Consider the following 22,154-nt stretch of genomic DNA (forward strand, 5'->3'; position numbering starts at 1 on the left):
GAGTCTAGCCGCGTCCCCCTGACAGCACCCGGCAGCGCTACACCGTCACGTTGAGCGTCGCCGCGTAGCCGGCCGACGCCGAACCGGACATCGTGGCGAGCTGGTAGATGCCGCCGTCGTCGCGGAACACGCTGTCCGATTTCAGCGTGGTGCGGGGAAAATTCCGCGCGCTGGTCTCATATCCGGCCGAGGCATAGACGTCCTTGCAGGCCGCCTCCGTGAGCGCGATCTGCGAGACCGCCAGGAGCTGCCCGGCCTTGGTGGCGTTGCTCATCGATTCAAATACCTCGAAGTGAATATGCGGCCAGCGGCCGTTGTATGCCCCGGGGAAGATGGTGGTGAAGCTCAGCTGTCCATTGGCGTCGGCTTCCTGCACACCACGCAGGTAGTTCTCGTTCTCCACCCCGGGCTCGTACATCGAATACCGTCCCTCGCGGTCGCAGTGCCATGCGTAGACAGCCGCTCCGGCGAGCGGGGCGCAGCCGTTGGCCCCATTCTTCGTCGACCCGTCCAGCAGCGTCAGCGTGACAGTCAGCAGCACGCCCCCGGCCTTGGTGGTGGATGTGCCGAAGCTCGACGTGATGTCCCGCCGCACCACCCCGGACGCTTCCAGTGCGTTGGGCCCGTTGGAGCCGTCGCCTGGGAACGGCCCCGCCGTTTCTTTCGGGAACTCGACGCCGCATTCCGCGAACGCACGCGTCACCGTGGGCGAGGCTGCCGCGGAGGGGCTTGCCGCCGTCGTGCTTGCGGACGCAGCGCCCGACGGCGTCGCGCTGGCGCCGCCGTCGGTGCCGGTTCCGGGGGTGCAGGCGGCGAGCGCTGCGGCCGTACCCGCCCCCAGCAGGACGCCGAGGGTGCGGCGGCGGCTCAGCAGGGTGGACAGGTCGAATTCCAGGCCGCGGTCGTGGTTTGGGTGCGGCTGGTGGGAGGGGATGGGTGAAGTTGTCATGCCTCCATGGAACCCACAGCGGCTATGCCGTGTACATGGGCAATCTGTGGACCGGCTGTGAACAGCCCTCAGTAGTCCGGGTTGCTGGGAACCACGAGCCCGGTTTCGTAGGCGTAGACCACCACCTGGACGCGGTCGCGCAGGTGGAGTTTGGTGAGGATCCGCCGGACGTGGGTCTTGACCGTGGCCTCGGACAGGAAGAACTTGTGCGCGATCTCCGCGTTGGAAAGACCCTCAGCGATGGCCTCCAGCATCTCTGTCTCACGCGGCGTGAGCTCCTCGAGCAAAGGGTCCCGGGGATGCGGGGCTGCCTGGCCGGGCAGGCGCGTTCCCCGCACGTAGGTCTCCAGGAGCCGCTGCGTGACGCGGGGCGCCACCACGGCGTCGCCGCTGGCCACGAGCCGCACCGCCTGGACCAGTTCGGCGGGCGCCACATCCTTCAGGAGGAATGCCGAGGCCCCGGCCTGCAGTCCCGCAAAGGCATATTCGTCCAGGTCGAAGGTGGTGAGGATGATGACCCGCGCGCTGGAGGCCGAGGCCGTGATGCGGCGCGTGGCCTCGATGCCGTCCATCACGGGCATGCGGACGTCCATGAGGACCACGTCGGCTGCAGTGCTTCGACCTGCTTCAGGGCCTCGTTTCCATCCGAGGCCTCGCCCACCACGTGGAGATCGACTTCTCCTTCGAGGATGAGCCGGAAGCCCATGCGCAGCAGCGGCTGGTCATCCACCAGCAGGACTTTGATCGGGCCGTTCTCGGTCATGACTTCCCCCTGTCACCGTTCCATTGCAGTTCCGCGTGGACGCGCCAGCCGCCGTTCATGCCTGGGCCGGCATCCACGGTTCCAGCATAGATTCCCGCGCGTTCACGCATCCCGGCGATGCCTTGGCGCGTGCCCACGGTGCCGGCGTCGCTGCCTGGCTCCCGGGTGCCGCGGCCGTCGTCGAGCACGTCAATGGTGACCGAATCGCCGTCCCGGACGATGTGCACGTCCACCCGGCTCAGCGAGCGCCCGTAGCGGAGCACGTTGGTGAGGGACTCCTGCACGATCCGGTAGACGGTGAGCTGGAAGGCGGCGTCCTGGGGCAGCGTGGGACCCGTGTGCGAGTAGTGCAGCGGCAGCCCGGCTGTGCGGAAGCCCTCCAGCAGCTTGGCCAGGTCGTAGCCGGACTCCAGCGGGGCCAGGGGCGCGGGCCTGCCGGAATCGTCGCGCAGCACGCCCAGGACGCGGCGCATGTCCGCCAGCGCCATGCGGCCGGTACGCGAAAGTTCGCCGAGGACCTCGCCGGCGCGCTCCGGATCCTTCCTGACCACGACGGCGGCCCCGTCCGAGAGGCTGATCATGACCGTCAGGGAGTGCGCCACGACGTCGTGCATTTCCCGGGCGATCCGGTTCCGTTCGGTGATGGAGCCAAGCTGCGCGGTGCGGGCGGCCCAGGCCTGGATTTCGGCCTCGTGTTTGCGCCGCTGCCGGACGGAAATGCCGATGCCGGTGGCGATGAGGTTGGACAGCACGATGCTGATGGCCGCGGCGATGTTGCTGAGCAGGTGGAAGTTCTCCGGGGCCCCTTCCGGGCCGGCCGGGGTGGACGGGCTGGTCCACATGAAGAGGTACACGAGGGCCAGCGGCAGGCTCGCGGCGCCGAACACCACCAGTGCCGACGTCCTGGGCCGCGCCACCGCCACGGCATACAGGGCGAACCAGAGCCCGGCCGAGACGTTGGAACCCCAGGGGTTCAGCAGCGTGGCGCCCACCTCCAGGATGGCCACGGCCGCCGTCACGCTCACCGGGAAGCGGCGCCGCAGGAACAGCACCCCAGCGATGGCCAGGAGCAGCGCGGCGGCGAGCCACTTGCCGTCCGCGATCGATCCGATGAGCGTGGCCAGCGCCAGCAGGACGTAGCAGGCCACCACCACCGCGTCCATGGCCCGCGGGTGCTCGAAGAGGTAGCGGCGGATCCGGCCCCGGCGGCGCAGGGTGATTTCAGCAAAGGACGCGTCGGCCACCTGGGCCGACGCGTCCTTCACTGGCAAATCTTCGCTCATGGCTTGAGCTTAGTCATGGCATGAGCTCAGTTGAGCGGCCGCAGCGGCCGCCCAGTGCCTAAAACTCCATTCCCGCTTCGGCAAGGTCGGCCTTGATGCCGGCGATCTCGGTCTCGCCCGGTTCCACCAGGGGAAGCCGGACCACGGAGTTGGACAGGATTCCCTGCCACTTGAGGATCTGCTTCACGGCCACTGCGCCCTGTACGTGGCCCATGGCGGCACGGATGACCGGGTCCAGTTCAAAGTGCAGGCGGCGGGCCGTGGCGAAGTCGCCCGCGGCGGCGGCGTCCACCAGTTCGCGGAACTTGCCGGGGGCAATGTGGGCGCTTACGCTGATCAGCCCGACGGCGCCGGCGGCCATCAGCGGCAGGGTCAGTCCGTCGTCGCCCGAGTACACGTCAAGATCGGTGCTGGCCAGCACGCGCGTGGTGGCGGAGAAGTCGGCCTTGGCATCCTTCAGCGCGACGATGCGCGGGTGGTCCGACAGCCGGATGATGGTCTCGGTGGCGATCGCGACGCCGGCCCGTCCGGGGATGTCGTACAGCATCACCGGCAGCTCGGTGGCGTCGGCGACGGCCTCGAAGTGGGCCTGGATGCCGGCCTGGCTGGGCTTGTTGTAGTACGGGGTGACCAGCATGATCCCGTGGACGCCCAGGGCCGCGGCGCGCTGGGTCAGGCTGATAGTGTGCCGGGTATCATTGGTGCCCGTACCGGCGATGACCCTGGCCCGGCCACCCACGGCGTCCAGCACGGCCTGAAACATGCCCAGGTTTTCCTCGTCCGTCAGGGTGGAGGTTTCGCCGGTGGTGCCGGTGACCAGGATGCCATCGCAACCGCCGTCGACCAGTGTGTTGGCCAGTTCCGCTGCCTGCTTATAGTCCACTGCCCCGTCGGCGGTGAAGGGGGTGACCATGGCGGGCACCAGGGTTCCGAACGGACGGGAGGCAGCGGAGGAGTCAGTCATGGACAAAACGTTACCGGCTCGGGGGCGGAAACTCTTAAACGGGCTCCGGCAGCCCGGCTTTCGCCGTTTTGCCGGAGCCCGTCACCGTGTCGCTTAGACGTCGCGCTTCTTGAGCAGCACCATGGCCAGGACCACGGGCACCACTACCCAGGCGCCCAGGACCAGGGCCGCCTGCCAGACTTCCAAGGTGTCCTTGACATGCTCGACGGCGGTCAGCGGCGTGATCGTGTTGCCCGGCAGGTACTTGCGGGCTTCCACGAAGAAGTCGCCGGGGATGAGCTGGAAGGCGATGGGCGCCACGAAGAACAGGCCCACCAGGCTCATGATGCCGCCGGCGGAGTTGCGGATCAGGGTGCCCAGCGCCATGCCGATGGCGGCCACGGCGGCCACGTAGAGGCTGTTGACGAGGAGCATCTTGATGGACTGCGAGCTGCCCAGGTCCAGCGCCAGCTTGTAATTGTCCAGGATCGGCACCGAAACCAGCCCGGCGATGTAGGTGGAGACGGCCGTCAGCGCGAAGGCGCTCACCATGACCACCACCAGCTTGGCGAGGAACGCCGGGAGCCGCTTGGGAACGGCGGCAAAGGTGGAGCGTGCCATGCCGGTGGTGAATTCCGAACTCATCAGGAGCACGCCGAGCGAGCCCAGGATCAGCTGCGCGAAGGCGATGCCGGAGGTGGGCACGCCGACGGCGAGGTCCCCGCCCTGCGCCGCAATGGCGGCCGCGGCCTCGGGATCGGACAGGGCCGCCTCGGAGAACTGACCCGTCCCCCAGGCCGACAGGGCACCGAAGCCCACCATGACCACGGCCGTGGAGGCCAGGAGGATCAGTGTGGACATCAGGGTGCGGAACTTGATGAATTCCGAGTTCAGGACGCGGAAGAACGACGGTCCGGGTCCAACGGCGTTGCGGAAGGACCGACGGTCCAAAGTAGTAGTCGCGCTCATGGCTAGTTCCCTCCGGCCTGTGCGGAAACCGGGGCTCCCGTGGTGATGTGCGAGTGGTATTCGACCTCGTCCTTGGTCAGTTCCATGTAGGCCTCCTCGAGGCTTGCCTGCAGGGGGGTCAGCTCGTAGACCATGACCTGGTGGTCCAGGGCCGCCCGGGCGATGCCGCGCGGGTCCAGGCCGGTGACTTCCAGCAGCTCACGGTCCTGGGCCTCCACGGAGACGCCGTTGGCGGCCAGCAGCTGCATGAGCCGTTCGGGCTGGTCGGTGCGGACGCGGGTGCGGGCATGGCCCTTGCCGGTGATGATGTCCCTGATGGGGGCGTCGGCGATGATCTTGCCCCGGCCGATCACGATCAGGTGGTCCGCGGTCAGCGCCATTTCGCTCATGAGGTGGCTGGAGAGGAAGACCGTGCGGCCCTCGGAGGCGAGGTACTTGACCAGGTTGCGCACCCAGACAACGCCTTCGGGGTCCAGGCCGTTGACGGGTTCGTCCAGGATGATGGTCTGCGGATCGCCCAGCAGCGCAGCGGCGATGCCGAGGCGCTGCCCCATGCCGAGCGAGAAGCCCTTGACCTTCTTCTTCGCGACGTCGCCCAGGCCGGTCATCTCGATGACTTCGTGGATGCGCTTCTTGGGGATGCTGTGCGTGGCCGCCATCGCCAGCAGGTGGTTGTAGGCCGTGCGGCTCGCGTGGACCGCCTTGGCATCCAGCAGGGCGCCGATTTCGCGCAGCGGCGCCACGTGCTTGGCGAACGGCACACCGTTGACGGTGACGGATCCCGCCGTCGGGGCATCGAGGCCCATGATCATGCGCATGGTGGTGGACTTGCCGGCACCGTTCGGGCCCAGGAAGCCCGTCACCTGTCCGGCCTGGACAGTGAAGCTGACGCCGCCGACGGCGGTTTTGTCGCCGTAGACCTTCGTCAGTCCTTTTGCTTCGATCATGGAAGCGTTCCCTCCTAGGAGCAGAGCTGCGTGTGTTGACTGTAGTGACAACGCTAGCCACGTCAAGGGCGGAAATCGCCGGTCTCAGGGATGATTCAGGGGCCAGTCAGGGTAGTCCTCATGGATGACACTGACTCAGGGATGCGGCCCGTACACGCGCAGTGTCCCGCGCTGCACGGTGAACTCCGCCATCCGGACACCCGGCAACGGTTCGCCGTCAACGGCCAGGACCAGGGGCCCGCCGATTGCCTCGATGCTGAGCCGGGACGCCTCGCTCAGGTGCGTGACCTTGGTGGACGCCACAGTGCCCGTGAGCATGGCCCAGAGGAGCCGGAGCCTGGCGAAGGGTTCATCGGCGGTGACCATGCGGATGTCCAGCACGCCGTCGTCGAGCACTGGCCGGCTCAGCGGTGCCATGTCCCGCGGGTAGTAGCGGCCCCGGCCGAGGTAGAGGATCCACAGTTTGTGCCGCACGCCGTCGATCTTCAGCGTGGTGGGCGAGGCCACGGCGAAGGTGCGCAGGCCCGCCACGAGCCCGGCGAGCGGTTTCCCCAGCGCCGGCTGGAGCCGCTCGCGGCGCCGGACCAGGTTGGGGTAGACGCCGAAGCTTGCCGTGTTGAGCATGGTGAGCTCGAGGGTTTCGTCGGCGCCCTCGATGCCGCGGCCCACGGAAACATGCCCCACATCCGAGGCGACCGCGGTCCCCGCCGCGGCAGCCTCCGCAGCCTCCGCCAGGGTGCCCACGCCGGCGTCGCGGGCAAAGTGGTTCAGCGTGCCGCCGGGCAGGACCAGCAGGGGCAGGGACTGCCCGACGGCGGCCGCGGCGGCCGTGCCCACCGTGCCGTCGCCGCCCCACACACCCAGGGCTTTGGTCCCGGGCCGGGCAGCGGCCGCCTGGATCTCGGCGGCCACGTCTTCGCCCTCGCTGATTTCATGAATATGCGCCTTGAGGAATGTTTCCCGGAGCAACGCGACGGTCTCCGGCGAGTAGGAGCCGCCCAGGGCGTTGACCGCGATGCTCAGCCCCTCGCCGTCGTCGATGGCGGGCGCCTCGGCAGCCGTGCGGCCGGTGGACGGGGCCGCTTGCCGCTCCGGCCACCACGTCCGTGTCAGCAGGGCCGCTCCCGCGCCGATGGCGCAGCCGAACACCACGTCCGAGGGCCAGTGTGCCCCCGTGTGGACCCTGGAGTAGGCCACCCCTGCGGCAATCGGGGCAAGCGCCGCGCCCAGCGCCGGCGACACCATCCCGGCCCCCAGTGCGAAGGCCGCGGCGGAGGCCGAGTGCCCCGAGGGCAGGGAAGAGCTGGTGGGCTGCGGGTGCACGAAGCGGAACACCGGGAGGTGCTCGGGCTGCGGCCGGGCCCGGGGGAGCAGGGTCTTGAAGAGCAGATTGGTCACGGCCGAGGCGAGCCCGAGGGCCAGCAGCCCGCGCAGGGCGGCACGGCGCGGCCTGCCCGGAACAGCAGTCAAACCGCCGGCGATGGCAAACCACAGCTTGCCCTTGGTTGCCGCAGCGGAGAGCGCGCTGAAGAAGTCGTCGTGCTGGCCCTGGGCCTGCCGCGAGACAGCGCGGACGAGGAAGCGGTCGAATGTTGCCACCCGGCCCGGGCCCTTGCGCAGCAGGCTTCGCATCTCCCCACCCTAGCGCGGCGCCCCACTAGGATGTAGCCATGATCCGGGTCCTTCTCCCGCGCAGGTCCGCGGCCGGAACGGTGGCAGCCCTCAGCGCAGCGCTGCTCACTGTGGCCGTGGTGCTCGGTGGCCTGCTGCTGCTGGACGTGGCGCGGCCGGTCTTCCAGGACATGGACAATTCATGGCACGACTTCTCTGCCACGGTGCATACGCCCTTGTGGGATGCCGTGAACCCTGCCCTGAACTGGGCCGGCTACAGGGGGATGCTGGCGTTCCACATTGTGCTGGCGTTTGCCTTGATCGTAGGCCAGCGGCCCATCTCGGCCGCCTTCAGCGCGACCGCAGGGCTCGCCGTCGTGCTCGTGACGCAACTGGCCAAATGGGCCATCGGCCGGGAACGTCCGGCAGACAACCGGGTCTTCAGCGACAACGGGTCCTACCCTTCGGGCCACGTCTCCGCCACCACGGCGTTTCTGCTGGTGCTGGCGCTGCTCCTGGGCCGCTGGTGGGTATGGATGCTTTCCCTCGCGGGAATATTCGCCATGATGCTCAGCCGCACGTACCTGGCCGCCCACTGGTTCACGGACGTGGTGGGCGGTGCCTGCCTGTCCGCCGGGATGGTGCTCCTGCTGTGGCTGGCATTCCAGGACATATGCATTCGGGAGAATATGAATGCCGTGCACACGCTCATTTGGTGGTCAAGGGCTTCGCGGCGCCGGAAAGCCACAGGGCAAGCAGAATCGGCGCCCCGATAGCCAGCAGGGCAAGGTGGATGCCCGTATGGTCCCCCAGGTAGCCCAGCAGAGGCGGTCCGGCGAGGAACGCCACATAGCCGATCGTGGAAACCACGGAGACGCGGGCCGCGGCATGCTGGGGATCGTCGGCAGCAGCAGACATTCCCATGGGGAAGGCCAGCGCAGCGCCCACGCCCCACAGGGCAGCACCGATGCCGGCCAGCACCAGGTTGCCCGCGAACACGAAGAGCGCCAGGCCCAGGGCCGCCGCAGCCATGCTGGCCCGCAGCACCGCGACGCGGCCGAACTTGTCGATGACCATGCCGCCCAGGAACCGCATCACGGTCATCGCGAGCACGAACAGGGCGAAGAACAAGGCGCCGGTGGACTCGGAGGTGGCCAGCCCGTCCACGGCAGCCTTGGCGATCCAGTCGTTGCCCGCACCTTCCGTGAGGGTGGCTCCCAGCACCACGACGCCGATCAGCAGCGTGCGGGAGTCCCGCCAGGCCGAGGGGCCCTTGGAAGGTGCCTCCCCGCCGTCGGGCATGTCAGGGGTCTCGTGCGGCAGGAAGTAGCGCGGCGCCGTCAGCGCCAGCACCACCACAATGCCGGCGATCACCAGCAGGTGTTCGGGCAGGCCGACGCCTAGGTTGGAGAGCCCGGCGCCGATCAGGGCGCCCACAAAGGCACCGCCGCTAAAAGCCGCATGGAACTGCGGCATGATGGTGCGCCGGAGCCGGTGTTCAACGTCGGCGCCCTCGATGTTCTGCGCCACGTCCCACAGGCCGATTCCCACGCCGAAGAAGAAAAGGGACACGGCGGTGCCGGGCACGGACCCGGCCATGAGCGAGAAGGCGACTCCAGCACCCGCGGCGGCGGCGAGAATCCCGCCGAGCCGGACCGTGTTGGCTGTGCCGATCCTGCCGACCACGCGGCCCGCAGACGGCAGCGCCAGGAGGGAGCCGACGGCGATGCACAGCAGCAGCGTGCCCATCTGGCCGGACGTGAGGTGCAGTGTCTCGGTGACAGCGGGGATGCGCGCGGCCCAGCTGGCGAAAACGAGTCCGTTCATGCCGAAGATCAGGAAGGTGGCCACGGTCGCGGCCCTGACGTTGATGCTTTGGGTGATGGTCATGTAGTGGCAACTTCCAACGTGGCGTGCTCTGAGTGGTTCAAGGGGGTGGTGATGCGGGCGACCGCCTCCACCGTGATGGAACGGTCATGCGGTTCGGTGTCGAGCGCGGCGTGGATGAACAGGCCTTCGATCAGCGCGTCCAGCATCCTGCACGTTCCCGGATCGAAATGCAGCCCCAGGGCCCGCCTGCTCCGGGCCATCCAGTCGCGGGTGATCTGGCGGAACGCCGGTTTCCTGGCGGCCAGCGTGTAGAGCTCGTGGGTCAGGACCAGGTCCCGCTGCGAGTCCAGCAGATCCAGGTGGATCAAGTCCACCACGGCCCGCCGTGCGCCGTCGATGTCTGCCGCTCCCGCGAGCTGCTCGTCAAAGCGGTCGGCGATCGAGTCGCCGAAGCGCCGAAAGGCCTCCGTGAGGAGCTCGTCCATGCCGGCGAAGTGGTAGGTCATGGACCCCAGCGGCACACCGGCATGCTCGGCAATCCTGCGGTGCGAAGCCCCGGCGACGCCCTGGGCCGCGATGACGTCCAGGGCGGCATCGATGATCCGGTCCCGGCGCTCCGGGTCGAAGCGGCGTGTGACCACGGCTAGATCTCCCGGATGACGCGGGCCGGATTGCCGACCGCGAGCGAGTTCGCCGGGATATCCTTGGTGACCACGGCCCCAGCGCCGATCACGGAGTTGCTGCCAATGGTGACGCCGGGCAGGACGATGGCCCCGCCGCCGAGCCATACGTTGTCGCCGATGGTGATCGGTTCCGCAGCTTCGAGGCGGTCCCGCCGGGGCTGGGGCTCCACCGGGTGGGTGGGGGTCAGGAGCTGCACGTTGGGGCCGATCTGGCAGTCTTCGCCGATGGTGATCGGGGCGACGTCCAGGGCCGTCAGGTTGTAGTTGATGAAGGTGCGCGCGCCGACCGTGATGTATGTGCCGTAATCGACATATATCGGCGGCTTGATGTGGGCCTCGTGGCCCAGGGAGCCCAGGAGCTCGTCCAGAATGGGCCGGGCCGCATCCGGATCCTCGGCATAGGCTGCCGTGTACTTCGTCTGCAGCGCGACCGCGCGCTGTGATTCACGTGCGCTCTCGGGGTCGTCGGAGATGTAGAAATCCCCGGCAAGCATGCGTTCCCGGTTGGTGCGCAGGTCACCGGCAAAGTAATCGGTCATGCGTACGATCGTACACATCCTTGAGGCGAAGGGAAAGGGAGCCCTGTGAAGGGCTCCGCCCGATGAAGAAAGCCAAACCCTCTCTCACCTTTGGCGCCAAAATCCCAAACGCTCTCTCACTCAATGAGAGAGCGTTGCGCAAAAAAGGCCCAAAAGTGAGAGAGGGTCGGGGCTAACGCGCGCGGTCCACGCGCTTTTCGTCCCAGACGGGCTCTTCGGATTCGTAGACCTTGCCGTCCGAGCCGAACACCAGGAAGCGGTCGAAGGACTTCGCGAACCAGCGGTCGTGCGTCACGGCAAGGACGGTTCCTTCGAAGGCGTCAATGGCGCGTTCCAGGGCCTCGCCGGAGTGCAGGTCCAGGTTGTCCGTGGGCTCGTCCAGGAGCAGCAGCGTGGCGCCCGAGAGCTGCAGCAGCAGGATCTGGAACCGCGCTTGTTGGCCGCCGGAGAGGGACTCGTACTTCTGCTCGGACTGCCCGGCCAGGCCGTAGGCATCCAGCGCGCCGGCCGCGGCTTCGCGGGCCAGGCCCGAGCGGTGCTCGTCGCCGCGGTGCAGGATTTCCAGCAGCGTGCGGCCCAGGAGGTCCGGGCGGACGTGCGTCTGCGCGAAGAAGCCGGGACGGATGCGGGCGCCGAGTTTCACGGTGCCTTCGTGCGGCACTTCGGCGATGACGACGTCGGACACCGGCAGGTGCTCGCGCTCCGGATCGGTGCCGCCCGTGGCAAGCAGCCGCAGAAAGTGGCTCTTGCCGGAGCCGTTAGAGCCGAGCACGCCCACGCGGTCGCCGAACCAGATTTCCGTGGAAAACGGCTTCATCAGGCCGGTCAGTTCCAGCTTTTCGGCCACGACGGCACGCTTGGCGGTGCGGCCGCCCTTGAGGCGCATGCGCACGTTCTGCTCGATCGGCAGGGCCTCCGGCGGGCCGGCCTCGAGGAACTTGGCCAGGCGCGTCTGGGCAGCCTGGTAGCGGTTGGCCATGTCGGAGCGGAATGCGGCCTTGTTCTTGTACATGTTGACGAGTTCCTTGAGCTTCACGTGCTCCTCGTCCCAGCGTTTGCGCAGCTCCTCGAAGCGGGCGTTCCGGTCCGCGCGGGCCTCCACGTAGGAGCCGAAGCCGCCGCCGTGGATCCAGGCGCCGGCGCCGTTGATGCCCGGCTCAAGCGTCACGATACGCCCCGCGGCGTTGTTCAACAGCTCCCGGTCATGGCTGATGAACAGCACGGTCTTCTTGGACTCGTTGAGCTTGGATTCAAGCCAGCGCTTGCCGGGGACGTCCAGGTAGTTGTCCGGTTCGTCCAGGAGCAGGAGTTCGTCGGGGCCTGAGAAGAGGGCCTCGAGCACCAGCCGCTTTTGCTCGCCGCCGGAAAGGGTCGACGCGCGGCGGTGCTGTGCCTTGTCGAAGGACAGCCCCAGCGCGGCCATGCAAACCTCGTCCCAGACGGTCTCGACGTCGTAGCCGCCGGCGTCCCCCCAGTCCACGATCGCCTGGGCGTACTTCATCTGGGAGGGCTCGTCGTCGTGCTCCATCATGGCGAGCTCGGCGTCCTCGACGGCCCTCGCGGCAGCGGCGAGTCCGGGAGGGGCCGCGGAGACGAGGAGATCGCGGACGGTGGATTCGTCGCGGACCTGGCCCACGAACTGGCGCATGATGCCCATGTTTCCGGAGCGGCCCACGGCGCCCTCATCGGGGGTGAGGTCGCCGGCGATGATTTTGAACAGGGTGGTCTTGCCGGTTCCGTTGGGCCCGATCAGCGCCGTCTTGGTGCCGTCCGGGACCTTGAAGGTCACGCCGTTGAGCAGCTGGGTGCCGTCGGAGAGGAAGTAGTCGATGCCGGAAACGTCAATATGGGCCACCGGTCAATTCTCCCACGGGCCAGCCCTCACCCGGCGCGGTCCGGTTGTCGGCGGGCGAAGTCCGGCGCGTGTTCCGGCCGCGGGCCGAAGGCAATCATCCGGGCCGGAACCCTCCGCAACAGCGGCACATGGCTGGCCACGAACAGCGCGGACCTCGGCGCGCCGGCCCGTTTTCCGGTGATCGCCGGCTCAAAAATTGCCTTCTGGAGCAGCCTCTGGCCGCTCTGCAACACCACGGTGGGGAACCAGCGCCGCTTCTGCACTGACGCCAGATGCGCCTCGCTCAGGGAACCGTCCAGAAGGGGCCGGGCGATCCTGGCGGCCGCGGCAACGGCGTCCTGGATGGCCAGGTTGATGCCGACCCCGCCCGCCGGAGACATCGCATGCGCGGCATCGCCGATCAGCAGCAGCCCGGGTTTGTGCCATGTGCCGAGCCGGTTCAGCTTCACGTCGAGCATGTGGAGATCGTCCATGGAAGCGATTTCGCCCAGGCGGTCGGCAAGATCGGGCCGCAGCCTGCCGATGCGCCGCCGGAAGCTCTCCACGCCCTCGGCGCGAAGTGTGGCGTCAAGTCCCTTCCTGGCGATGTAGGCAATCTGGTAGTAGTCCTTCCTGGTCAAGGCCAGGAGCACCTCGTCACCGCTGAAGCGCGGTACGAGTGTAGCGATCTGCTCCTGCTCTTCCTTGTTGCGCGAAACCCGGAACCACCAAGTATCGAACGGCACGGCGAACTCCCGCGGGAACAGCCCGGCCTTCTGCCGGAGGACCGAATCCCGCCCGTCACAGGCCACGGTCAGCAACGCGCGGAGCTGGCCGGTGCCGACGGGCTCGCCGGAAGCCGCATCCCTGGTGAGGTAAGAGACCCCCGCGACCCTCCCGCCGTCGTCGTTCCCGTCCCCGAACAGCAGGCCGGTGGCTTCGGTGTTCATCCGGAGGGTGAAGGTCGGCTCCAGTTCGGCCGCCGCTACGAGGAAGTTCAGCAGATCCCACTGCGGCACCATGGCGATGTAGTTGTAAGGCGGTTTGAGGGTATCGAAATCGCCCACCAGCACGGTGTCTCCGTTACTGGTGGGGAAGCGGAAATTGCCGAGCTTGCTTTGTGGAAGCTGGCGGAAACCCTCACCCAGCCCGAGCTCGTCCAGGAGGCGGATGGTGGATGCGTGCACGGTGTCGCCCCGGAAATCGCGCAGGAAGTCTGCATGTTTTTCCAGCACGGTGACCTCGACGCCGGCCCGCGCCAGCAGCAGGCCCAGCATGATGCCGGCCGGACCGCCGCCGGCAATGACGCACGTTGTTGTTTCCGATTTCCTGGGCAAGTCCCCTCCGGATCCGGTCCTTGGGTGGTCAGCGGACCTCCATGACCCCCTGCATCTCGGTGTGGAGGGAGCACATGAAGTGCAGCATCGTGCCGGCGGGAGCCGTGACGTCGACCGGCACGGACTCGCCGTCAGGGATCGCCACCGAGTCCCCGACCTCACCGAATCCCGGCTTCCCGACGTCGATGCTCGGCACGCCACGGAAATGCTGGTCCAGCGCCGCATTGCAGGTCTGGCAGCCGCCTGAGAACAGATCCTGAATGAACTGCGGCTTTTCGTCGGGGTTGACGATGGTGAAGAAGTGCGGCTCCCCGGGAATCTCGTCGCCGGAGACGATGGTGAGCTTGTCGCCGGAGCCGATGCTGATGTCGCCGCCGTGCCAGGCCAGGGTGCTCTGCACTAGTTTGTTCGGTTCGAAGGCGAAGCCGCCGCGGGCCTCGACCTGCGTGCCGCCGCCGGCCACGCTTCCGCTGACCCCACCAAACGCGACCATCCCGCAGACCGCCGCGACTACCAAAGTTGTTTTGCGCATGACAATCCTCGTATTCCCGCTCCTGGCGGTTTCGATGGACCCCGGCCGGTCAGGCCGGCGTTGGACCACCGGAGGCGTTGTCAGGCGAAACAGTGAGTGTGTCCGCCTGCTAACCAGTCGACGGACCGGCAGCCTCTCCCAAGGTAGACCCGGGCAGATTCCGGGGTCAAGGCCTGCACGCGGCTAGTCCTTAGGAGGCGCCGGCGTCAGGCCAGCGTGAGCAGCTCCGGACGGCGGCCGGCCCACGGCAGCACGGCCTCGACGGCGGCACCCACCGTGAACACGGTGGCATCGTCGAAGGGATGGCCCACGATCTGCACGCCGGTGGGGATGCCGCAGTCGGCCATGCCGCTGGGCACGGCCAGGACGGGGCAGCGGTTGGCAATGTTGAACGGCGCCGTCATGTGCCCCTGCCAGTAGTGCTCCAGCTGCTCGCCGTTGGCGTCGATCCCGTCCAGGTACATGCCGTCCGCGTCGAGCGCCGCCACCGCCGAGGCCGGGCAGAGCAGAGCGTCGAAGCCTTCCATGGCCGTGGCCAGCTCGGCCTGGAGGCGCGTTTCCGCCCGGACGCCGTCCACGAAACGGTTCTCCTCCGCAGCACGCCGGGCGTCGGCCATGAAGCGGCGCGTGTACGGGGCGAGCAGCTCCTCGGACCCCGCCGTCTCGTCCTCCATCGCCGGCCCCAGCAGGTAGCCGAAGTGGGTGAACATGGTCCGGCTGGTCGCCTCAACGGTCCAGGGAAGTTCGATCTCCTCCACCACCGCACCGGCGTCGCGCAGTGCTGCGGCCACGCCGCGGGTGTTGGCCTCGACGTCGGGAGCCACCGGGTAGTTCCCGAGCCGGATGCACAGGGCGATCCGCATACCTGCCACGGACGCGGACTCAACAGTCAGCGCGGGGCCGTCGGCCAGCGAGGTGTGGTCGCCCAGGTGGCGGCCCGCCATGACATTGGCCAGCAGGGCGGTGTCCGCCACGGTCCGGGCCATGGGCCCGTCGCCGCGGTAGTGGTCCGCGGACAGCGGCGCCAGGCCGGGGATCCGGCCATAGGGCGCCTTGAAGCCGACCGTTCCAGTGAACGACGCCGGCAGCCGGGTTGAGCCGGCGATGTCCGAGGCCGTTGCCAGCGGGGCAAGCCCGGCGGCCAGGGCTGCACCAGCGCCGCCGGAGGAGCCGCCGGGTGAGTACCGCCGGTTCCAGGGGTTCCGTGTCACGCCCCACAGTGGGCTGTGGGTGACGGTGGCGCAGCTGTATTCCGGGGTGGTGGTGCGGGCGTGGATGATGCCGCCGGCGCGCCGGATCCGCTCCACCACGGGGTGGTCCTCCACGGCGTACTCGTCTTTCCTGGCCACCAGGCCCTGGGAAAGTGTGCGCCCCTTGATGCCGTGCTTCTCCTTCGTCGCCACCGGCAGGCCCAGGAGCGGGGTGAGGTCCCGGCCGCGGGCATAGCGGATGGCGGCTTGGCGGGCGGCGGGCAGGGCTTCCTCGAACAGGGTCTCCGTGAGCGCGTTGATGCCGCCGTTCACGGCCTCGGTCCGGGCAATCACGGCTTCCAGGAGTTCCACCGGGGACAGCTCGCGGCTGCGGAACATCCCCAGGGCCGTGGTGGCGTCCAGGTAGTGCAGCTCGGTCACGCGGCACCGCCCGCCATGGCGCCGGCGGCGCCGGCTACCGCCGTCGCCAGTTCCGCCGTCGGGCGTTCTTGGCCCGCCAAAGCCCCGGAAACCAGCTCGCGGGCCACCCCGGTGAGCATCGCCAGGCCGGTGACCATGTCGTCGTCGGTGGTGAATTCACGCTCGCAGTGGGAGACGCCGTCCACGCTGGGGATGAACAGCATGACGGACGGGGCCACCGTGTTCATGGCCACGGAGTCGTGCCCGGCCATGGTCTGGATACGCCGGGACGAGAGTCCCAGCTTGCCCGCCACCTTCGCGGAGAGCTCGAGTCCGGCCTTCGGGAAGCGCCGGATGGGGCGGATGTCGAAATCCTTCACGTTGACCTTGATGTCGTGCTCGCGGGCCAGTGCGTCGATCTGCTCCAGCAAGGCAGCGCGTGCCGCCGTGACGATCTCCGGGTCGCCGGAGCGCAGGTCCGCCACGAGATGCACGCGGCGGGCCACCACGATGGGCGAATTCGGCTCCAGGGTCAGCTGCCCCACCGAGGAGACGAGGGCTTCCTCGGCGAAGTCCTTGGTGACGTCGTGCACCATCAGGATGATCTTGGAAGCCGCCACCAGGGCGTCGTGCCGGTCGGCCATGGCGGTGGCGCCGGTGTGCGACTGCTCGCCGAGGACCTCGATGTCCAGCTTCTGCGTGTACCAGCTGCTGTCCACGAGCCCGATGTTGATGCCTTCGCGCTCCAGGATGCGGCCCTGCTCGATGTGGATTTCGGCGTAGCCGGCCAGCTCCGGGCCCTCGGCGGTGCCCAGGTAGCCGATGCCGTCCAGGGCCTCCCGCACGGACACGCCCTGCAGATCGGTGACGGCGAGCATCTTTTCGCGGTCCAGCAGCCCGGCGAACACCGAACTGCCCATGATGCTGGGGGCGAAGCGGCCGCCTTCCTCGTTGAACCAGTTCACCACGGCCAGGTTGAAGCGCGGGGCCATGCCGGACTCGGCCACCTCCAGGTCGATGGAGCGGGCGGCGTGCATTGCGGCGATAACGCCGTACGCGCCGTCGAAGCGTCCGCCCAGCGGCTGGCTGTCCAGGTGCGAGCCGATTACCACGAACGGCGCGCCCGGGGTCCACTCCAGCAGCCCGAACATGTTGCCGATGCCGTCCACACGGAGCTCCCAGCCGGCGCGGCGCACCCATTCGGCGAACCAGTTGCGGGTGCGGGCGTCATCGGCCGTGGCGGCCTGGCGGTCCACGCCGTTGTTGGGCGTGGCGCCGATCGTGGCCACGTGGTGGAAGTCGTTGAGGAAAGCAGCTGCGCTCATGGGAAGTCCTTGATTCAGTGGTGGGAAGAGGGCGGGCCTTAGCCCATGCGTCCGCGGGTCTCGGGCACCCGGGTGAAGAGCACCAGGAGGAGCACGACGGCGGCAGCGGCCGCCATGTAGACGCCCGGCGCGTGCGGCACTCCGCTGGCCCCCACAAGGGCGGTGCCGATGAACGGGGCGGTGCCGCCGAAGATCGCGTAGGCGCCGTTGTAGCTGACGGCGGCCGAGGTGAAACGGGTCTTGGTGGTGAAGATTTCGACAAAGAAGGTGTAGCAGCCGCCGCCGTAGATGCACAGGGCCACCACGAAGATCGCCTGGCCCAGCAGGGCGAGGGGCAGGCTGCCGCTGGTCACCAGCATGAAGCTGGGCACGGCCAGGATGGCGAGGGCGGCGGAGCCGGCGATCAGCATGGGCTTGCGGCCGAAGCGGTCGCTCATCCGGCCGCCGATCGGCAGGAGCACGGCGTACAGGGCCAGGGCTCCGGCGTTGATCAGGAGCGACTGTTCGCGGCTGAGGTGGCCCGTGGTCTGCACGTAGGAGACGAAGTAGGCCGAGAGGAAGTAGAAGCCCATGGCGGTGAGGCCCATGACGAAGATGACTTGGACCATGCGGAGCTTGTTCTCGCGGAAGGCCTCGCGGATGGGGCTGAATTCCTTGGTCTGGCTGGCCTTGGCGTCCTTGAAGGCTTCGCTTTCCTCGGTGCGGCTGCGGATCCAAACCCCGAACAGGGCCAGCGGGAGGGCCAGCAGGAACGGCAGGCGCCAGCCCCAGGCCATGAAGGCCTCGTTGGGCATGGACTGGCTCAGGATCAGGATCATGGTGCCGGCCACCACCGAGGGCAGAGCCGTGGCGGCGATGGTGATGTTGAGCCAGAAGCCGCGCCTGCTGACGGGGGCGTGTTCAAAGACGAACGACGGCGCGCCCACGGACTCGCCGCCGGCGGAGAAGCCCTGGATGAGGCGGCATAGGACCAGCAGCGCCGGTGCCCAGGCGCCGATCTGCGCATAGCCGGGCAGGAGGCCCATCAGCGCGGTGGCACCGCCGATGGCGATGAGCGTGATGGTGAGGACCCGGCGTCGGCCGATCCTGTCGCCGAGGGCGCCGAAGAACAGGCCGCCCAGCGGCCGCACCACAAACGCGACGCCGAAGGTGGCAAACGTTGCCAGCATGGCGGCCAGCGGGTTGCTGCCGGGGAAGAACAGCTGGGAGAAGATGACGGCGGTGAGGCCGTAGAGGGTGAAGTCGTAGAACTCGATGAACTGGCCGACGCTGCCGCCCAGGAGGACGCGCCGCTGCATTTTGGTGATCTGGGGGGCCGGCGCTGCTTCGCTCCGGACGGGGGATGGCGGTGCGGTTTGCTGCTCGGTTTGGATCAGAGCCATCGAATCTCCAATGTCAGGAAGTCATTCTGGTTTCCGGCCTGGTTGGGATTGCCGGACTCCCTCAACCTTCGGTGACCCGGATCACATCTGTCCAATTGATTGTTTTTGCCTGATCGATGGATTTTCTTTATGAGATGCCGCGAAACCTTCCGCGTGCACGATCCGGGCCAGCCGGTCCACAACGTCTGCCGGCGGGCAGTCCGCGTCAAGCTGGATGAAGCCCGGGTATTCGGGCATGGAGCGGTAGGCGTCGCGCAGGGCAACCAGGTGAGCCATCGTCTCCGTATCGGTGCCACGTGCCACTATGCGCTGGTGTGCCAGCGCGGGCTCCACGTCCAGGTGCACCACTGCGTCAGGTGTAGGCAGGGAGGAAATGAGCCAAGGGATCAGGCGGCCCCGCGGCAGGCCTTTGGCAGTGCGCAGCGCAAGCTGGCAGTGGAGGTGCCGATCCATCACCACCAGCCCGTCGAAACGGCGGGCTCGGGCATGGGACACAAGCACGTTGGCCACACGGAAGGTTGTCTCCACAGCGTCGGCCAAGCGGTGGGGCCAGCGGATGCCCAGCCGTTCACCCAGCACTGACATGTTCTGCCTGCCGGCGTGGTTGCTGAGCAGCAGGGCATTCCTGCCTTCGTCGCGGGCCGCAGCCACCAAGGCGCGGGCGGCCGTGGATTTCCCCGAGCCGTCGATTCCGGTTAAGACAATGAGCATCTGGCCTCCTTCCGCCACTGCTTAAACGGTGGGACGGCGGGATCGTCCCGGCACGCGGCGGAGGTCACAACAGGCTGGGCCTCCTGGGCGGACCGCTGCGGGCCCCTTTTTAGTCGGGCGCCGCACCGTACACGCGTGCGCAGGTCGCCTCGAACGCCAGTGCCCTGCGCGTGGGCTGGACCCCTTCCGGGCGCACCAGCATGACCTCGATCGGGGGGAAGTTGTCGGTCAGGGTCAGGGCCACCACCTTGCCGCCGGAGTAGGTGACATCGCTGTGCAGCCGCTGGTTCAACATGGCGTAGCCGTGGCCCTTGGCCACGAAGGAGCGGACGGTTTCGTAGCCCGCGAAGCGGTGCCGGACATTGGGCACCACGCCCGCCAAGGCGTACAGCTGCTCGTAGTACTCCCGGCTGTGCGGGAGGTCGAGCACCACGGCGGGTTCGCCGTCGAGATCCTTCAACGCGATCTCCCGGCCGGGGCGCAAGGCGGCGGGGTGCTCGGCGTGCACCAGCACGTGCGGCGGGATCCGCTCCACCACCTGGTACGTGAAGCCGCGGCCGAGCCCCAGCCCATACATGAGGGCGGTTTCGCACTGGCCCTCGAGCAGCGCATTCTGGAGTTCCGCGAGGTCGGCTTCAAGGAAGGATACCTCCACGCTCGGGTGCTCCGCCTCGAAGGTCTGCAGGATGGTGGGCAGCCGGAAAGGCGCCAGTGGCGCGAACACTCCCACCTTAAGTTCGCCCACCAGCGAGGTGCCCATGCCGCGGGCCGATTCATAGAGGGAGTCGGCGTGCTCCAGGAAAACCTTGATGTCCTGCGCGAACTGCCGTCCGCTCGGCGTCAGCCGCAGCCCACGCGTCTTCAGCCGGACGAAAAGCTGCGTGGACAGGCTCGCCTCCAACTGCGCCAACGAGGTGGAGAGCGCCGACTGCGTCACGAGCAGCCGCTCCGCAGCGGCCGTCATGTTCTCGAGCTCGGCAACCACCGAGAAGTACCGCAGCTGGGTCAGGGTGAAGGGCTTGGCCATGCGTCCATGATGGCACCCCGGAGTTTATGTACACTTCCCGCCCTTATTCCACGCGCTTAAGGGCGAGAAGTGTGCATAAACTCACTGACCGCGCAGCCGGTGCAGCAGCAGGGCGACGTGCAAGGAGGTCCGCGATTCGGCGTCGTCGAGGTCCACGGCCAGCAGCTCCTCCAACTTCGCCAGCCGCGCGTACAGGGTGGGCCGGCTGAGGTAGCCGTTGCGCGCCAGGGCAGCCTTGTTTCCGCCGGCTTCGAGGTACTTGCCGAGCAGATCGAGGAGCCCTTCCCGGCCCTGCGCCTCGGCCTCCAGCAGGCCAGCCAGCTCCGATTCGGCGAACTGCTGGACGCGGGGATCGTTGCGCAGCAGCGCCAGGAGGCCGCGGAGCCGGACGTCCGTGGCGCGGTAGAAGGGCCGGCGGGACTCGTGCAAGGTGGCCGCGGTTTCGGCCACGTGCGCGGCCTCGTCGATGCCCGACGCCGCTTCCAGCAGCGAGGAACGGTAGCGCCCGACGCCGATCGTCCAGGCGGGGGGCGCGTCGCCGGCGTGCGTGGCCAGTGAGTCCGCCAGCCGCTGCAGCGCGGCGTCCTCGAGCTGCTTCGCGGGCAGGGCCAGGATCATGCCAAGGGAACCGGACTGGATGCTCGCCGTCAGGGCGCTGCTGGCCGTGGACTTGAGTGCCCGGGCCAGCAGTTCGAGCAGCTTGCGCTCTTCCTCCTGCCCGGCCAGCGGGTCGCCCTGCGCACCGGAGGGCAGCCGGGCCGGCAACCCGGCGCCGCCGGGGGCATCGGGAACCTGTCCGGCGGGCAGCGCCGTTCGGAACACCACGGGCACGTAGTAGGGCGAGCGCCTGAGCCCGAGCGACGCCGCGCGGGCCAGGGCCTCGGCCTCGCTGAGCCCGCGCGGCTGCCGGAGCGCGTTGAGCAGGCCGGCCTGCGCCTGTTGGGACAGCTCACGCTTGTCCCGCTCGGCCAGGCGGTTGATCGCCAAGGTCTGGGCGGCACGCTCCAGCACCATGGCGGCCATCTCGTCGTCGTCGAGAGCCGCCGGGACCACCAGCCGCCCCCACAACTGCCGCCGCACACCCACCGGCACCTGGAGCCATTCTTCGGGGCCGGCGCGCTTTGCGGAGCCGTAGGCCTGAGCGGGCGACGGCGTGGTCCGCGAGCGCCGTTCCCAGTCGTCCAGCAGCTCCGTGGTGGCCAGGTTCCGCGCCGAGTAGGCGAGCACCAAGTGCTGCAGGTCTTCCAGGACCACCGGCGCGCCGATCATCGCGGCGGCCTGCTCCACCACTTGCTGCGTGCCGGCGCTCTCGAGGCTGAGCACGGTGAAGGCCTCGTGGACGTCGCGGGCGCGCTCCACCCTTTCCAGCTGCTCGGCCACGATCATCCGGTGCACGGTCTCTGTGATCTGGACGAAGCGGACCCGGTGTTCGAGCACGATGACCGGCAGCGTGGAGTTCCGGGCGGCCGTGCGCAGGGCGGCGAGGCTGCGGTTTCGCCGCCCCACCAGTTCCACGACGAGGCCCGCCGCGCCGGCCTGCTCCAGAGAGCGGATGTACGACGCCGCCACGCCGGGTTCCTTTTCCAGCTCCAGTCCGGTGGTCAGGACCAGTTCGCCGCCTGAGAGCAGGCCTGTCAGGTCCAGGATTTCGCTGACGTGGACCCAGCGAACGGGCGTGTCCAGGGCACCGGCGCCGCCAAGGACGGCAGGTACGGCGTCGCGGAGGACCGCGAGGTCAAGGATGGCACGGACGGTGGGCAGCATTTACACAGTGTAAATGCTGGAACGTATTCCTTTACAGGATGCCACTTATGGGCCCGGGGCGGGGCGGACAGACTGGAGCCAACGCACACAGCAACCACCCTTTTCGAACAAGCAG

The 22,154-nt window shown here is 68.3% G+C and carries 19 protein-coding genes and 1 pseudogene; 1 reads left to right on the plus strand and 19 read right to left on the minus strand.

The genetic code is table 11. The features are described 5' to 3' along the window. Positions 1 to 37: 37 nt before the first annotated feature. The 7 genes and pseudogenes from J1902_RS09525 to J1902_RS09555 form a co-directional block, all read right to left on the minus strand. Entirely contained in the window at positions 38 to 949 is a 912-nt protein-coding gene (locus tag J1902_RS09525; protein WP_207616012.1) for a dioxygenase family protein, read from the minus strand. A 68-nt stretch (positions 950 to 1,017) separates the two neighbouring features. Further along, positions 1,018 to 1,712 (minus strand): annotated as a pseudogene (locus J1902_RS09530) (response regulator). Beyond that, entirely contained in the window at positions 1,709 to 2,995 is a 1,287-nt protein-coding gene (locus J1902_RS09535) for a sensor histidine kinase (RefSeq protein WP_207616013.1), read from the minus strand. The pseudogene J1902_RS09530 and the gene J1902_RS09535 overlap by 4 nt, the downstream one beginning before the upstream one ends. A gap of 58 nt (positions 2,996 to 3,053) precedes the next feature. After that, positions 3,054 to 3,959, minus strand: coding sequence for a 4-hydroxy-tetrahydrodipicolinate synthase (dapA, locus tag J1902_RS09540; protein WP_207616014.1), 906 nt, complete (start codon positions 3,957 to 3,959; stop codon positions 3,054 to 3,056). A 93-nt stretch (positions 3,960 to 4,052) separates the two neighbouring features. Further along, entirely contained in the window at positions 4,053 to 4,907 is an 855-nt protein-coding gene (locus J1902_RS09545) for an ABC transporter permease (RefSeq protein ID WP_207616015.1), read from the minus strand. A gap of 2 nt (positions 4,908 to 4,909) precedes the next feature. Then, a complete protein-coding gene (locus tag J1902_RS09550) occupies positions 4,910 to 5,854 on the minus strand; it encodes an ABC transporter ATP-binding protein (RefSeq protein ID WP_207616016.1) in 945 nt (314 codons plus the stop codon). Between the two features lie 135 nt (positions 5,855 to 5,989). Then, complete coding sequence (locus J1902_RS09555; RefSeq protein WP_207616017.1) at positions 5,990 to 7,486, minus strand: bifunctional phosphatase PAP2/diacylglycerol kinase family protein; 1,497 nt, start codon at positions 7,484 to 7,486, stop codon at positions 5,990 to 5,992. Between the two features lie 38 nt (positions 7,487 to 7,524). On the opposite strand from J1902_RS09555, the gene J1902_RS09560 reads away from it, so the two are divergent. Continuing rightward, the gene (locus J1902_RS09560) at positions 7,525 to 8,241 is read left to right on the plus strand and encodes a phosphatase PAP2 family protein (protein WP_207616018.1); all 717 of its coding nucleotides are present in this window, start codon (positions 7,525 to 7,527) and stop codon (positions 8,239 to 8,241) included. On the opposite strand, the gene J1902_RS09565 is transcribed toward J1902_RS09560, so the two are convergent. The 12 genes from J1902_RS09565 to J1902_RS09615 all read right to left on the minus strand — a co-directional run bounded on the left by J1902_RS09565 (position 8,174) and on the right by J1902_RS09615 (position 22,039). Beyond that, complete coding sequence (locus tag J1902_RS09565; protein WP_207616019.1) at positions 8,174 to 9,355, minus strand: MFS transporter; 1,182 nt, start codon at positions 9,353 to 9,355, stop codon at positions 8,174 to 8,176. The two genes, J1902_RS09560 and J1902_RS09565, sit on opposite strands and share 68 nt — an antisense overlap. After that, positions 9,352 to 9,936, minus strand: coding sequence for a TetR/AcrR family transcriptional regulator (locus tag J1902_RS09570; protein ID WP_207616020.1), 585 nt, complete (start codon positions 9,934 to 9,936; stop codon positions 9,352 to 9,354). The genes J1902_RS09565 and J1902_RS09570 overlap by 4 nt, the downstream gene beginning before the upstream one ends. Before the next feature lie 2 nt (positions 9,937 to 9,938). Further along, on the minus strand, positions 9,939 to 10,517 hold the full coding sequence (locus tag J1902_RS09575; RefSeq protein ID WP_207616021.1) for a sugar O-acetyltransferase: 579 nt from the start codon (positions 10,515 to 10,517) through the stop codon (positions 9,939 to 9,941). A gap of 172 nt (positions 10,518 to 10,689) precedes the next feature. Then, positions 10,690 to 12,372, minus strand: coding sequence for an ABC-F family ATP-binding cassette domain-containing protein (locus J1902_RS09580; protein ID WP_207616022.1), 1,683 nt, complete (start codon positions 12,370 to 12,372; stop codon positions 10,690 to 10,692). 26 nt (positions 12,373 to 12,398) lie between these two features. Further along, positions 12,399 to 13,688: an FAD-dependent oxidoreductase gene (locus J1902_RS09585; RefSeq protein WP_242701814.1), complete on the minus strand. Its 1,290-nt coding sequence runs from the start codon at positions 13,686 to 13,688 to the stop codon at positions 12,399 to 12,401. A gap of 28 nt (positions 13,689 to 13,716) precedes the next feature. Further along, on the minus strand, positions 13,717 to 14,220 hold the full coding sequence (locus tag J1902_RS19325; RefSeq protein WP_242701815.1) for a hypothetical protein: 504 nt from the start codon (positions 14,218 to 14,220) through the stop codon (positions 13,717 to 13,719). A 206-nt stretch (positions 14,221 to 14,426) separates the two neighbouring features. After that, entirely contained in the window at positions 14,427 to 15,851 is a 1,425-nt protein-coding gene (locus tag J1902_RS09590) for an amidase (protein WP_307794413.1), read from the minus strand. Beyond that, positions 15,848 to 17,155, minus strand: a complete 1,308-nt coding sequence (locus J1902_RS09595; protein WP_207616024.1) for a M20 family metallo-hydrolase — start codon at positions 17,153 to 17,155, stop codon at positions 15,848 to 15,850. Before J1902_RS09595 ends, J1902_RS09590 begins: the two co-directional genes overlap by 4 nt. A gap of 38 nt (positions 17,156 to 17,193) precedes the next feature. Then, entirely contained in the window at positions 17,194 to 18,537 is a 1,344-nt protein-coding gene (locus tag J1902_RS09600) for an MFS transporter (protein ID WP_242701816.1), read from the minus strand. Positions 18,538 to 18,618: 81 nt separating this feature from the next. Continuing rightward, positions 18,619 to 19,248 carry a dTMP kinase gene (locus tag J1902_RS09605; protein ID WP_207616025.1) on the minus strand — a complete coding sequence of 210 codons (630 nt, stop codon included), beginning with the start codon at positions 19,246 to 19,248 and terminating at the stop codon, positions 18,619 to 18,621. A 109-nt stretch (positions 19,249 to 19,357) separates the two neighbouring features. Then, positions 19,358 to 20,275: a LysR family transcriptional regulator gene (locus J1902_RS09610; RefSeq protein WP_207616026.1), complete on the minus strand. Its 918-nt coding sequence runs from the start codon at positions 20,273 to 20,275 to the stop codon at positions 19,358 to 19,360. An 81-nt stretch (positions 20,276 to 20,356) separates the two neighbouring features. Beyond that, on the minus strand, positions 20,357 to 22,039 hold the full coding sequence (locus tag J1902_RS09615) for a PucR family transcriptional regulator (RefSeq protein WP_207616027.1): 1,683 nt from the start codon (positions 22,037 to 22,039) through the stop codon (positions 20,357 to 20,359). Between the last annotated feature and the right edge of the window lie 115 nt (positions 22,040 to 22,154).

The organism is Arthrobacter cavernae (assembly GCF_017368795.1).
GTDB lineage: Bacteria > Actinomycetota > Actinomycetes > Actinomycetales > Micrococcaceae > Arthrobacter > Arthrobacter cavernae.